This is a genomic window from Nocardia sp. NPDC058497, assembly GCF_042720195.1.
Classification (GTDB): Bacteria; Actinomycetota; Actinomycetes; order Mycobacteriales; family Mycobacteriaceae; genus Nocardia.
Genome location: NZ_JBHXMY010000102.1, coordinates 1 through 13,845, shown reverse-complemented (window position 1 = coordinate 13,845; position 13,845 = coordinate 1). Strand labels below are relative to the sequence as shown.

The window sequence follows — 13,845 nt, the reverse complement described above, 5'->3', positions numbered from 1 at the left end:
AGCGGGCGCGCCCCCGGGGGGGCGGGGCGCGCGCGGGCCGGGTGTGCCGCGACGGGGCCGGGTCCCAAGGGGGCGCGACAGAGGGAACTGGTCTCGGCCGCCGACGGTCCAGCGTTCGGCGTCGACTTCCAGGCCGCCGAGGTGCACCTTCGTCCACCTGGTCGACGCGACCGGACCCCTCGCCCGCAGGTGCTCGACCGCGACGCCGGGGGGCGTGCAGCTCACCACGAACTGGCGCTGAGCGGAGTCGAGGGCCTCGGTGACGTCCTCACCACGCAGGGCGGCCACCCGCAGCGAGCCGGGTGGGCGTTTACTCAGCAGCGAGGCCGACAGCACCCGCTCCTCGCCGCACCAGTCGCCCTCGATGCGGTACCGCACCGCCTCGTCGGTGAACGCCGACGCCCAGCGGCCCACCAGCTGCGATGGCTCGCACGGGCGCAGCGTGACGGTCAGGTCGTCGCGCTCGCCGCTGCGCAGCCGGATGGCGATCCGGCCCGCGAGGGCAGACGCCTCGCCCGCATGTGGGCGAGGTGGTTCGGCGAACCACACGTCGCGGCTGATCGCCGCGGCGTTCGTACACCCCAGCCGGGTTTGTGCGTCGACGAGATCGCCGTCGAGATTGACCTTGATTTCGATCGGAGTAGTCACCCAAGCAGCGTGACCCATCGACCCGCCACCCGGCGCGCGTAATTCGCTACTCGATTGCTGAAAGTTGGCCGCCGCGGTGGTTGCCGAAATCGTTATCCGGAACATCAGCCGCGTGCGGCCGTACCCGATGGGCGAGTAGTCCACTACCCGTGACAGGGGGTCTGCCGTGCCGGACACTGATTTCCGACCAGTTCTCGTACGCCGCGGTTCGAGCCAGCCACGTGGAGGTTCTCGATGGTCATGACGACTCCGTTTGTCACCCGCTTGGCGGTCGGAGCCGCCGAAGCACTGGATCGGCGCATCGGCTGGTTCCGCTTGCCGCCGCCGCTGGGGCTGGCCGTCCTGGTCGGCCTGCGCAGCCGGCTCCGCGCGCAGAACCTCTTCGACACCGGCGGTTATCCGGGCGAACCGCTGCCACCGGACGAGGCGGGCGAGCACCAGGGCGCGCGCACCGTCGACGGCACCTACAACAACGCCGCCGACCCGAGGACAGGGTCGGTCGGCTGCAGGTTCGGGCGCAACGTCCCGCTCGCGCACACCCACCCGGAGGACGCCGCGCGGATTCTGGAACCCAACCCGCGCCTGATCAGCACGCAACTGCTGACCCGCGACCGGTTCCAGCCCGCCACGACCCTGAATCTGCTGGCGGCGGCCTGGATCCAGTTCGAAGTGCACGACTGGTTCGACCACGACGACGCCGACACCGAGCCCTTCACGGTGACCCTGGACGCGCGGGATCCGTGGCCGGACCCGCCGATGACGATCCCGCGCACCGCCTCGGTGCCGAGCCCCGAACCAGGCGGTCCGCCGACGTACACCACGGTGGAGAGCCACTGGTGGGACGCCTCCCAGATCTATGGCAGCACAGCCGAATTCGCGGCCGCCATGCGATCGGGCAAGGGCGGCGAACTCGTCATCGACGAACTGGGCCTGCCACCACTGGACGCGGAAAGCCTGATCGCCCTGTCGGACGCGGCGGCCAACGCCTGGGTCGGCCTTGCCCTGCTGCATTCGCTGTTCCTGCGCGAACACAATGCGATCTGCCGTCGCCTGAGCCGGCGCTATCCCGACCTGGACGACCAACAGCTCTACGACACCGCACGCCTGGTCAACTCGGCGCTGATCGCGAAGATCCACACCGTCGACTGGACACCGGCCGTCATCGCGCATCCCACCACCGTCGCCGCCATGCGCGCCAACTGGTTCGGGGTGCTCGGCGAGCGGGTCGCCCGCCGGTTCGGCAGGCTCACCGGCAACGAAGTGCTGTGCGGCATACCGGGATCCGCGGTCGACGACCACGGCGTGCCGTTCTCGCTGACCGAGGAATTCGTCTCCGTGTACCGGATGCATCCGCTCATCCCCGACGAACTCGTGGTCCGCAGCCTCGCCGACGACAGCGTCCTGGCCGAATATCCGCTCCCGGAGCTGGGCGTCGCCCACATTCGCGAACGCCTCGCCGAGACACCGATGGACACGCTGCTCTACTCGTTCGGCCGCGCCAACCCCGGCGCGCTGACCCTGCACAACTATCCGCGGCACCTGCAGAACCTCACCCGCCCCGGACATCCGCTGCTCGACCTGGCGACCGTCGACATCCTGCGGGTCCGTGAGCGGGGCGTGCCGCGCTACAACGAATTCCGCAAGCATCTGCGACTGCCGCCGGTCACCTCGTTCGACCAGCTGACCGACAACCCGCGGTGGGCCCGCGAACTCGAGCGGATCTACGGCGACGTGGACGACGTCGACCTCATGATCGGGCTCTACGCCGAGCCCAAACCGCCCGGTTTCGGCTTCAGCGACACCGCGTTCCGGGTGTTCGTGCTGATGGCGTCGCGGCGGCTGTCCGCCGACCGGTTCTTCACCACCGACTTCCGGCCCGAGGTCTACACCGAGGCCGGCATGGCGTGGGTGCGCGACAACTCGATGCGCAGCGTCCTGCTGCGCCACTTTCCCACGCTGGCGCCCGCGCTCGACGGCGTCGCGAATCCGTTCGCGCCGTGGAGGAGCCGACGATGACCTACCTGCGCTACCGCGACGACCTCGAACACCCGCGGCCCGACGAAGAGCAGGACATCGACAAGATCATCGCGGTCCTGCGCGACAACAACGAACGCGCCTACCGCAAGTACAAGCGCGGTTTGCGCGACGCGCACGCCAAGAGTCACGGCATCCTGCGCGGCGAGCTGACCGTGCCCGCCGGCCTGCCGCCCGAACTGGCGCAGGGCCTGTTCGCCACCCCGGCGACCTACCCGGTGATCGCCCGGCTGTCGAGCACCTCCGGCGTGATCCGCAGCGACCAGTTGCGCGGTGTCCGCGGGCTGGGGATCAAAGTGCTCGGCGTGCACGGGCAACGGGCGTTGCCCGACGACGAGGCCACCACGCAGGACCTCATCATGGTCACCCACCGGGAGTTCCTGTTCGCCGACGCGCACGCCTACCTGATGAAGGGCATGCCCACCGCCTGGGTGCTCGCGCGGTTGCCCGATCCGGTATTGCAGACCGGCAGTAGCCTTCTCGCCGCCGTGGACCAGCACGTGCTGCGGCGGATCGGACGGGGGGTGCCACCGAATCTCAGCGTCTTCATCGCGCCCAACACCCACATTCTGGGCGAGACCTTCTACACCTCGGCGCCCGTGCGCTACGGCGACTACGTGGCCAAGCTGCTCTATGTGCCCGTGTCACCGGAAGTCGTTGCGCTGCAAGGGCAACCGGTGAGCGAAGAGGCGGGAGTGAACGTCCATCAGGACTCCGTCATCGACTTCTTCGCCTCGCACAGCGCCACCTACGAGCTGCGCGCGCAACTGTGCACCGACACCACCACCATGCCGATCGAGGACGCGACCGTGCCGTGGCCGGAAGACGCATCACCGCACCGCACCGTCGCGACCATCCGCTTCGACGTCCAGGATCCCTACACGCCCGAACGGCGTGCCTACGGCGATGATGTGCTGTCGTTCAACTCCTGGCGCGGCCTCGACGCGCACCGTCCGCTCGGCTCGATCAACCGGCTCAAGCAGCGCGTCTACGAGGCGTCGAGCAACTTCCGCCACGACGTCAACAACGCGCCCCGGCTCGAGCCACGCGACGCCACCGAACTGCCACCATGACCATCGCCCTCCCCGCCCGTCCGGCCCGGAAATTAGTTGCACCTGCACATATTCGTTGTGACACGGCCGGGCGGGAACTAGAATTTTGCTGTATGGGCGAATTGTGGCAACTGCTTCATCGCCCCGCCGAATACGACGCCGTCCGTACAGCTTTGACCAACGGCAACACCGGTGGTGTCGTGCTCGTCGGCGCCGCCGGAATCGGCAAGACCACCCTGGCGCGGCTCGTCACCTCGGTGCTGCCGAATCCTGTGCGCTGGGCGGCCTGCACCGCGTCGTCCCAGGCCATTCCACTCGGCGCGTTCGCCCCCTGGATCGCCGCGTCGGCCTCGCGCGACCCGCTCGCGCTGCTGCACTCGGCGCGGGAGAACCTGCTCGCCCAGTCGGGCACCGTGATCGGTGTCGACGACGCCCACCTCCTCGACACCCTGTCCGCGACGCTGGTGCACCAGATCGCCGTGGATCACAGCGCCCGCGTCGTCGCCACGGTCCGCACCGGGGAGACCGTGCCGGACGCGGTCACCTCACTGTGGAAGGACGGCTACCTCGAACGCATCGAGTTGACGCCGCTGACCAAACAGCAGTGCGTCGCACTGATCGAGACCGTCCTCGGCGGGACCCTGGAGGGGCTCAGCGCCGACGTCATGTGGGAATCCTCCGGTGGCAATCCGCTGTTCCTGCGCAATATGGTCGAGGGCGCGGTCGAGGCGCGCACGCTGACCGACACCAACGGCGTCTGGCAGCTGCGCGGGCCGACCGCGGTGCCGTCGGGGCTGGTCGAACTGCTCGAGGAGCGGCTGACCAGGGTAGGCGAGCCGGTGCTGGAGGCGCTGAGGATGCTGGCCGTCTACGAACCGCTCGACATCGACATCCTGACCGAGCTGGTCGGGGTGGAGGCCGTCGACACGGCCGAGCTCACCGGCATGATCCGGGTCAGCCGCCACGGCCCGGCGGTCGACGTCCGGTTCAGTCATCCGCTGCTCGGCGAGGTGATCCGCCGCCGGGTCGGCACCGCCGCGGCCCGTACACGGCGCGGTCGCATCGTCGAGACACTGCGCGACCGCGATCTGAGCACGCCGGCGCATCGGATCCGGCTGGCGCAGCTGTGTATCGACAGCGATCAGCCGATCGACATCGTCGTGCTGATCAACGCGGCCAAGGACGCGGTCGCCATGTCCAACCTGCCGCTGGCCGAACGGCTCGCGCGCGCCGCGTGCGAGCGCTGCGGCGGGCTGCGCGCGGCCGAACTGCTGTCGCGGGCACTGATGTGGCAGGGCAAGCCGCACGAAGCCGACGAGATCCTGGCCCGTTTCGACCCCGACCGCCTCGATCCGCTGCAACTCGTCCAGTGGGGCGTGCTCAGGGCAGGGCTGCAGTTCTGGTCGCTCGGCCATGTCACGCGTGCCCGTGACCTGCTCGACCTGCTCGCCGCCCGGGTCGAGTATCCCGCGCTGCGGCTGACGGTCGATGCCTTCGGCGCGGCGATGGCGGTGCACGAGAGCCGGATCGCCGTCGGTATCGAGACCGCCGAGCGCGTCATCGCCGACCCGGATTCACCCTGGCAAGCCGTCGATTTCGCCGCCTTTGCGCTGGGTCTGGCGATGCCGGTGGCCGGACGCGGCGCCGATTTCGCGCCGATCGCGGCCCGGATCACCGCCGAGCAGAAGTCCACCGACGGCCTGGTCCGGGTCATGGTCAGGTACGGGGACGTGCTGGCGCTGACGACCATCGGCGAGCTCGACCGCGCCGAGCAGCGGGCCTCCGAATACCGGGAGTTCTCCTCGGCGGGCCAGTTCATCGGGTGGGCGATCGCCAGGATCGCGGTCGCCGTGGTCGCCACCTATCGCGGCCGGTTCCGCGAAGCGATCACCGCCTTCGAACAGGCGCTGGCGGCACTCAACGCCGAAAGTTCCCTGGCGTGGAAGCTGCCTGCCCGGCTGCTGCTGGCGCGGGCGTACGCGGCGCTGGGCGAGGTCGAGCAGGCCGAACGAGTCCTCGCAGACGCCGAGGAACACCGCGGGCCGCACATGGCGCTGCACGAGCCACAGCGGTTGATCGCGCGCGCCTGGGTGGCCGCCGCCGAGCACAGCCAGCACGCGGCGATCGAGCTGGCCCGCAAGGCGGCCGACCTCGCGCACCGCACCGGCCAGTTCGCCTTGGAAGCCGAGGCGCTGCATCATGCCGCCCGCTTCGGTGACCGCACCGTCGCCACCCGGCTGGCGATGGTCGCGGCCCGCATCCAGGGGCCCGCCGCGGGCATCTACGCCCGCCATGCCGCCGCCTTCGCCCACGCCGACACGCGCGCGCTGGCCGCCGTGAGCCTCGAATTCGAGACCGCGGGTCTGCTCCTGGCCGCCGCCGACGCGGCAGCGCAGGCCGTCCCGATCTACGACCACGCGGGCCAGCGCCGCCCCAGCGCCCAAGCCGCCGCCCGCGTGCAGGCCTTGGCCGCCCGCTGCGACGGCGCCCGCACTCCCGCCATCACCGCCGCCGCGCGCCCGCTCCCGATCACCGAACGAGAACGCGAGATCGCCGCGCTCATCGGTCGTGGCCTGTCCAACCGTGCCATCGCCGAACGGCTCTGCGTCTCCGTGCGCACCGTCGAAGGCCACATCTACCGGGCGTGCATCAAACTCGACGCCTCCGATCGCGAACAACTCGCGAAGCTGATCTGAAGCGCCGTGACCGTCGCGAGAGACCATCCGCAGGAAGCGATGTCGCGCCAGGGTGCGCGAAATATCTTGGGCGCCATATTGATCGCCTGCGCTGCGACTTCCTGCACGAGCGACGAGCCCGCTGGTCGCGCACCGTTCACGGCGATCGTCACCGCTCCCGCGCCGAGCGTGCCCTCCGGCGTCCCCGACCTGGGCGCTCCCGAGGAGGTGGCACGCGGGATCGATGTCCCGTGGGGCCTCGCCTTCCTGCCCGACGGCACGGCGCTGGTGGCCGAACGAGATTCCGGACGCATCCTGCGCGTGGCGCCGGGCCGCGAACCGGAGCTCTTCGCCGAGCTGCCGGGCGTTGTCGCGCGCGGTGAGGGCGGACTGCTCGGCCTCGCGGTCGCCCCCGACTATGACCGAACCCGGTATGTCTACGCGTATTTCACCGCCGAGGACGACAATCGCATCGTGCGGTTCCGGCCCGGCGAGCCGGTCGAGGTCATTTTCGACGGAATCGCGAAGGCGGGCAACCACAACGGCGGCCGCATCGCCTTCGGACCCGACGGCATGCTCTACGTCGGCACCGGCGACGCGGGCCGGAGCGGGCTCTCCCAGGACGCCGCGAGCCCCAACGGCAAGATCCTGCGGATCACCCCCGACGGCGCACCCGCGCCGGGAAATCCGACCCCCGGCTCCCCGGTCTACAGCCTCGGCCACCGCAATGTGCAAGGTCTGGCCTGGGACGGCTCGGGCGCGCTCTACGCCGCCGAGTTCGGCCAGGACCGGGTGGACGAGATCAATCTGATCGAGCCGGGCCGCAACTACGGCTGGCCCGAGGTCGAGGGATCCGGCGGTGCGAACAGCGGTTTCACCGACCCCCTGCTCACCTGGTCGACCTCGGAAGCCTCACCCTCCGGCATCGCCATCGCGGGGAACACGCTCTACGTAGCCGCTCTCCGTGGTGAAAGACTCTGGACCGCAACAGTATCCAATGGATCAGCGACGAATCCCCGCGACGTCCTCCGTGATTCCTACGGCCGACTACGCACCGTCACCGTGGCACCGGACGGCGCCCTCTGGCTCACCACCTCGAACACCGACGGCCGCGGCGACCTCCGCGACGGCGACGACCACATCCTCCGCTTCCCCGCCCGCTGACTCGAATGCCGGAGAAGCCGATCATCGGGAAGTTCTGCGCCCTTGGCACGGGTGTGCGGTTCATCATGAACGGCGCCAACTGACCCGGACTCAGAGCGCGCCTGCCAGGTCGTCGAGCAGGCGGCGCTTGGACCTGGCGCCCACGACGGTGCGGACCGGGATGCCGTCGCGGAACAGCATCAGAGTCGGCATCGACAGCACGGCGTAGTCCGCGGTGGTCTGGGGGTTGGCGTCGACGTCGAGCTTGACGATCGACATCCGGCCCGCTTCCTCGCGGGCCAGCTCGTCGAGCACCGGCTCGATCATCTTGCACGGCGGGCACCAGGCGGCGGTGAACTCGACGAGCACCGGCAGGCCGGCATCGAGCACCTCGCGCGCGAAGGTCACATCGGTCACGGTGGCGACGCTCTTGGTCATGGTCTCTCCTCGGTCGCCGGGGCCCGGAAATCGCCCCGATGAGGTGACGGTAGGGATTGACCTCGACGTCAAGGCAAGCGCCCGGAGCTATTGGTTCGGCCGTCCAGGAGGCCGGCCGACGAGCAGCGGCGATAGCGCTGACCGGCCGGACGATGCCAACTTCCATCTATACGTGCCGGTAACCCTCGGACGCTGTTCACATATAACGAAGAGAGGTGCAGACTGCCCTTGAACCGGAGTTCGAATTCGCACCCGTCCCGGGCACGTCCTTGGTAATGGAAAGGAGTCGGCGAGTGTTCAGCCGCATCGCCATCGTCAACAGGGGAGAGGCCGCAATGCGGCTCATCCATGCCGTCCGTGATCTGGCAGCGGCGACCGGGCTACCGATCGAAACGGTCGCCCTGTACACCGACGTCGACCGCAACGCCACGTTCGTGCGGTCGGCCGATATCGCCTACGACCTCGGTCCGGCCTCGGCGCGTCCGTACCTGGATCTCAAGGTCCTCGAAAAGGCCCTGGTCGCCACCAAGGCCGACGCCGCCTGGGTCGGCTGGGGCTTCGTCGCCGAGGACCCGGCCTTCGCCGAACTGTGCGAGCACATCGGCGTCACCTTCATCGGCCCCAGCGCGGACGCCATGCGCAAGCTCGGCGACAAGATCGGCGCCAAGCTGCTCGCCGAAGAGGTCGGCGTCCCCGTCGCGCCGTGGAGCCGGGGCGGGGTCGACACGGTCGAGGACGCCATCGCGGCAGCCTCCGAGATCGGCTACCCGCTGATGCTGAAGGCGACCGCTGGCGGCGGCGGCCGCGGTATCCGCATGGTCACCAACGAAGCCGAACTCGTCGACGCCTACGAGCGCACCCGCCAGGAAGCCGCGCGGGCCTTCGGCAGCGGCGTCGTGTTCCTGGAGCGCCTGGTCACCGGCGCCCGGCACGTCGAGGTGCAGGTGATCGCCGACGGTCAGGGCACGGCGTGGGCGCTCGGCGTCCGCGACTGCTCGGTGCAGCGGCGCAACCAGAAGGTCATCGAGGAGTCGGCCTCACCGGTCCTGAGCCCCGAGCAGGCCGCCGAACTGAAGGCCTCGGCCGAGCGCCTGGCCATCGCGGTCGGCTACCGAGGCGCGGCGACCGTCGAGTTCCTGTACCACCCGGGTGAGCAGCTCTTCGCGTTCCTCGAAGTGAACACCCGCCTGCAAGTCGAGCACCCGATCACCGAGTGCACCACCGGTTTCGACCTCGTCCAGGCCCAGCTGTCGGTGGCCTCCGGCGGCAAGCTCGAAGGCGAGCCGCCCGCCGAGCGTGGCCACGCGATCGAGGCGCGGCTCAACGCCGAGGACCCCGACCGCGACTTCGCGCCCGCACCGGGCCGCATCGTGCGCCTCGACCTGCCCGCGGGCCCCGGTATCCGCGTCGACACCGGTGTCAGCGAGGGCGACACCATTCCCGCCGACTTCGACTCGATGATCGCCAAGATCATCGCCTATGGCCGCGACCGCGACGAGGCGCTGGGCAGGTTGCGCCGGGCGATGGGGCAGACCAGGGTCGTCATCGAAGGCGGCGCGACGAACAAGAGCTTCGTCCTCGACCTGCTCGACCAGCCCGAAGTGATCGACGCCAGCGCCGACACCGGCTGGATCGACCGGGTGCGCAGCGAGGGCCGCCTCGTGACCCATCGCTACTCCGCCATCGCGCTCGCGGCCGCCGCGATCGACGCCTACGAGGAAGAAGAGCGGCTCGAGCGGCACCGGCTGATCTCGACCGCCTCCGGTGGGCGTCCGCAGGTGCAGCACGAGAGCGGGCGCCCGCTCGACCTCAAGCTGCGCGGCGCGAGCTACCGGGTCCGCGTCGCCCGCATCGGCGCGCACCGCTTCCGCGTCGGCATCGAGGCGGGGACCGAGCTGGTCACCGCCGACGTCGACCTCGAGCGGTTCGATCTGCACACCGGCCAGATCGTCGTCAACGGCAGCCGCTACCGCCTGGTCACCGGCACCCACGGCCCGACCCACGTGATCGACGTCGACGGCGTGACCCACCGGATCAGCCGCGACGAGGGCGGCGTCGTCCGCTCGCCCGCGCCCGCGCTGGTCGTCGGCACCCCGGTCGAGGTCGGCGCCGAGGTCGAGGCCGGCGCCGCGGTGCTCGTCCTGGAGAGCATGAAGATGGAGACGGTGCTGCGCGCGCCGTTCCGCGCCCGGCTGAAGGAATGCGCGGTCTCGGTCGGCACCCAGGTCGAGACCGGCGCGCCGCTGCTGCGCCTGGAACCGATCGCCGACGACGACGAGGCCGCCGAGACCGAAACGGCGGGCACCGTCGAGCTCGACCTGCCCAGCGAGCCCGCGCCGCGGCAGACGCACGAGCGGCTCGCCCGCGGCCTGCAGGACCTGCGGAGTCTGCTGCTCGGCTTCGACGTCGATCCGCACGACGACCGCCGCGTCCTCGACGACTACCTCGCGGCCCGCCGCGAATCCGTCGCCGCCAACCACCGGCCGCTGGCCGAGGAACTCGAACTCGTCGAGGTGTTCGCCGATCTCGCCGCGCTGAGCCACAATCGCTCGGCCGACGACGAACCCGACCAGAGCCACGTGCACAGCGACCGCGAGTACTTCCACACCTACCTGCAGAGCCTCGATGTCGATCGGGCCGGTCTGCCGGAGTCCTACCGCGCCAAGCTCGCGCAGGCGCTCGGCCAGTACGGCGTCACCGAGCTGGACCGCACGCCCGACCTGGAATCCGCGGTCTTCCGGATCTTCCTCGCCCAGCAGCGGCCCGCCGACACCGTCGAGGTCATCACGACGCTGCTGCGGGAGTGGCTGCGCGAGCCGATGCCCGACCAGGTGCTGCGCGAACCCGTCGGCCTGACGCTGGAACGCCTCGTCGTGGCCACCCAGGTGCGTTTCCCGGTGATCGCCGACCTGTGCCGCGGCCTGGTGTACGGCTGGTACGGCCAGCCGCTGCTGCGCCGCAACCGTGCCCGCGTCTACACCAATGTCCGCAGGCATCTGACGCATCTGGACGCGCACCCGGACACGGCCGATCGCGCCGAGCGCATCGCCGACATGGTGCGCAGCACCGAACCGCTGGTGCGGCTGCTCGGCCAGCGGCTCGAGCGCAACAAGCCCGACCACACCCCGATGCTCGAGGTGCTGACCCGCCGCTACTACGGCAACAAGGGTGTCACCGGCGTCCACACCGAGCACGTCGGTGGCTGCGCGTTCGTCGTCGCCGAGCGTGACGGCGCGAGCCTGGCCTCGGCCGCGGTGAGTTTCGACGCGCTCGGCACCGCGCTGAGCGGGCTCGGCGAGCTGGCGAGCGGCGCGGCCTCGGTCGACGCCGACATCTACCTGAGCTGGGAAGCCCAGCCCGAGGAGTCCGACGCGATGGCGGCGGCGCTGCAGGATGTCCTCGCCGCGCACCAGCTGCCCCCGCAGGTGCACCGGATCACGGCCACGGTCGCGGGCAGCGACGGCGCGGTCATGCACCACCACTTCACCTTCCGCCCCTCGGCCACCGGCATGGCGGAGGAGCGGCTGATCCGCGGCCTGCACCCCTACATCGCGCAGCGCATGCAGATGGAGCGGCTGCGCAAGTTCGACCTCACCCGGCTGCCGTCCTCGGACGACGAGGAGGTCTACCTGTTCCGGTGTGTGGCGAAGGGCAATCCGTCCGACGACCGCCTCATCGCCTTCGCCCAGGTCCGCGACCTGGCCGCGCTGCGCGACCAGGACGGCAGGCTGCTCGCGCTGCCCACCGCCGAGGCCACCATCGCCACCTGTGTCGACTCGATCCGCCGCGCCCAGTCCCGGCGGCCGTCGGCCAAGCGACTCAACACCAACCGCATCGTGATGTACATCTGGCCGCCGATGGATGTCACCAGCGAGGAGCTGGCGACGATCGGCGGGCACGTGCTGCCGACCGCGGCCGGCGCCGGGCTGGAGGAGATCCTGCTCATCGCGCGGCAGCGCGACGCGAAGACCGGTGAGCTGACGAAGGTCGGTGTGCGCATCTCCTTCGACGCCACCGGCGGCTCCCAGGTGACGGTCGGGGACCTGTCCGACGAGCCGGTCGAGCCCGTCGACGAGTACCGGCAGAAGGTGCTGCGGGCCGCGGCGCGCAACACCGTGTACCCGTACGAATTGACCGGCATGCTCGGCAAATTCGCCGAGTACGACCTCGACGCCGACCACGCGCTGGTACCTGTCGACCGGCCGAAGGGCCGCAATACCGCGGCCCTCGTCGCCGGTGTCGTCACCACGGCGACCACCCGGCACCCCGAAGGTGTCACCCGGGTGCTGCTGCTCGGCGACCCGACCAAGTCGCTGGGCGCGCTGTCGGAACCCGAGTGCCGCCGGGTGATCGCCGCACTCGATCTCGCCGAACGGCTGCAGGTCCCGCTCGAGTGGTACGCGCTGTCCTCCGGCGCCCGGATCTCGATGGGATCGGGCACCGAGAACATGGACTGGGTCGCCGCCGCGCTCAAGCGCATCGTCGAGTTCACCCAGGACGGCGGCGAGATCAACATCGTGGTCGCGGGCATCAACGTCGGCGCGCAGCCGTACTGGAATGCCGAGGCCACCATGCTGATGCACACCAAGGGTGTGCTGGTGATGACGCCGGAGTCGGCGATGGTGCTCACCGGCAAGCAGTCGCTGGACTTCTCCGGTGGCGTGTCGGCCGAGGACAACTTCGGTATCGGCGGCTACGACCGGGTGATGGGCCCCAACGGCCAGGCGCAGTACTGGGCGCCGAACCTGCCCGCCGCTCGCGACGTGCTGATGGCGCACTACGACCACACCTACGTCGCCCCGGGCGAGCAGGCGCCGCGCCGGTCGCAGACGGTCGACCCGATCGACCGTGACATCTCCGGCTTCCCGCACGTGCTGGCCGACAGCACCTTCGCCACCGTCGGCGAGATCTTCTCCGCCGCGGCCAACCCGGATCGCAAGAAGCCCTTCGACATCCGGACCGTGATGCGGGCGCTGGCCGACCAGGACCACCTGGTGCTGGAGCGCTGGGCCGGGATGGCCGACGCCGAGACCGCGGTGGTGCAGGACGCGCATCTGGGCGGAATCCCGGTGTGCCTGTTGGGTATCGAGTCGCGCAATGTGCCGCGGCGCGGTTACCCGTCGACCGACGGCCCCGACACCTACACCGCGGGCACGCTGTTCCCGCAGTCGTCGAAGAAGGCGGCCAGGGCGATCAACGCGGCCAGCGGCAACCGGCCGCTGGTGGTGCTGGCGAACCTGTCCGGTTTCGACGGTTCCCCGGAGTCGATGCGCAAGCTGCAGCTCGAGTACGGCGCCGAGATCGGCCGCGCCATCGTGAACTTCCAGGGCCCCATCGTGTTCTGCGTGATCTCGCGCTATCACGGCGGTGCGTTCGTGGTGTTCTCCAAGGCGCTGAACCCGAACATGACCGTGCTCGCGCTGGAAGGCTCGTTCGCCTCGGTCCTCGGTGGTGCTCCGGCCGCCGCGGTGGTGTTCGCCGGCGAGGTCAACTCCCGGACCGCGGCCGACCCGCGCGTGCGTGACCTGGAAACCCAGGCCGCCAACGCGTTCGGCACCGACCGCGCGACCCTGACCGCGGAACTCGACGAGGTCCGCTCCTCGGTCCGCGCGGAGAAGCTGGGCGATGTGGCCGCGGAGTTCGACCGCGTCCACAATATCCAGCGCGCCGTCGAGGTCGGTTCGGTCGACGCCATCGTCAGCGTCTCCGAGCTGCGTCCCCGGATCATCGACGCGATCGAGACCCGTCTGCCTCGGTAGCCGTCGTCAGCTGGTGAAGTGAGGCGCGCGCCCCCGGGGGTTGCGGGGGGGGGGGCGGGGGTGGGAGCGGACGAGCAGGGGGCCCGGCCGGGGCGC

Annotated in this window: 7 protein-coding genes; 5 read left to right on the top strand and 2 right to left on the bottom strand. The window is 70.3% G+C overall.

Going from position 1 to position 13,845, the window contains the following annotated elements; all coding sequences use genetic code 11:
- Positions 1 to 648 (bottom strand): hypothetical protein (locus ACFWPJ_RS10085; protein WP_378849363.1); only part of this gene is annotated, 648 nt, incomplete at its 3' end.
- 234 nt (positions 649 to 882) lie between these two features.
- On the opposite strand from ACFWPJ_RS10085, the gene ACFWPJ_RS10080 reads away from it, so the two are divergent.
- From ACFWPJ_RS10080 to ACFWPJ_RS10065, 4 genes are all read left to right on the top strand, one after another.
- Entirely contained in the window at positions 883 to 2,664 is a 1,782-nt protein-coding gene (locus ACFWPJ_RS10080) for a peroxidase family protein (protein ID WP_378849361.1), read from the top strand.
- Entirely contained in the window at positions 2,661 to 3,755 is a 1,095-nt protein-coding gene (locus ACFWPJ_RS10075; protein WP_378849359.1) for a catalase family protein, read from the top strand. Before ACFWPJ_RS10080 ends, ACFWPJ_RS10075 begins: the two co-directional genes overlap by 4 nt.
- A gap of 92 nt (positions 3,756 to 3,847) precedes the next feature.
- On the top strand, positions 3,848 to 6,430 hold the full coding sequence (locus ACFWPJ_RS10070; RefSeq protein WP_378849358.1) for a LuxR C-terminal-related transcriptional regulator: 2,583 nt from the start codon (positions 3,848 to 3,850) through the stop codon (positions 6,428 to 6,430).
- Positions 6,431 to 6,469: 39 nt separating this feature from the next.
- Positions 6,470 to 7,573 carry a PQQ-dependent sugar dehydrogenase gene (locus ACFWPJ_RS10065; protein WP_378849365.1) on the top strand — a complete coding sequence of 368 codons (1,104 nt, stop codon included), beginning with the start codon at positions 6,470 to 6,472 and terminating at the stop codon, positions 7,571 to 7,573.
- Between the two features lie 90 nt (positions 7,574 to 7,663).
- Here the strand turns inward: ACFWPJ_RS10065 and trxA are convergent, their stop codons facing one another.
- Positions 7,664 to 7,990: a thioredoxin gene (trxA, locus tag ACFWPJ_RS10060; RefSeq protein ID WP_378849356.1), complete on the bottom strand. Its 327-nt coding sequence runs from the start codon at positions 7,988 to 7,990 to the stop codon at positions 7,664 to 7,666.
- Between the two features lie 293 nt (positions 7,991 to 8,283).
- Here trxA and ACFWPJ_RS10055 point away from each other — a divergent pair, with 293 nt between their 5' ends.
- Positions 8,284 to 13,749: a carboxyl transferase domain-containing protein gene (locus ACFWPJ_RS10055; RefSeq protein ID WP_378849354.1), complete on the top strand. Its 5,466-nt coding sequence runs from the start codon at positions 8,284 to 8,286 to the stop codon at positions 13,747 to 13,749.
- Positions 13,750 to 13,845 lie beyond the last annotated feature (96 nt).

Bases quoted from the DNA above. Each gene is read 5' to 3' on its own strand.
- ACFWPJ_RS10065 (WP_378849365.1), top strand. From the start codon at position 6,470: ATGTCGCGCCAGGGTGCGCGAAATATCTTGGGCGCCATATTGATCGCC.
- trxA (WP_378849356.1), bottom strand. From the start codon at position 7,990: ATGACCAAGAGCGTCGCCACCGTGACCGATGTGACCTTCGCGCGCGAG.
- ACFWPJ_RS10070 (WP_378849358.1), top strand. From the start codon at position 3,848: ATGGGCGAATTGTGGCAACTGCTTCATCGCCCCGCCGAATACGACGCC.
- ACFWPJ_RS10080 (WP_378849361.1), top strand. From the start codon at position 883: ATGGTCATGACGACTCCGTTTGTCACCCGCTTGGCGGTCGGAGCCGCC.
- ACFWPJ_RS10075 (WP_378849359.1), top strand. From the start codon at position 2,661: ATGACCTACCTGCGCTACCGCGACGACCTCGAACACCCGCGGCCCGAC.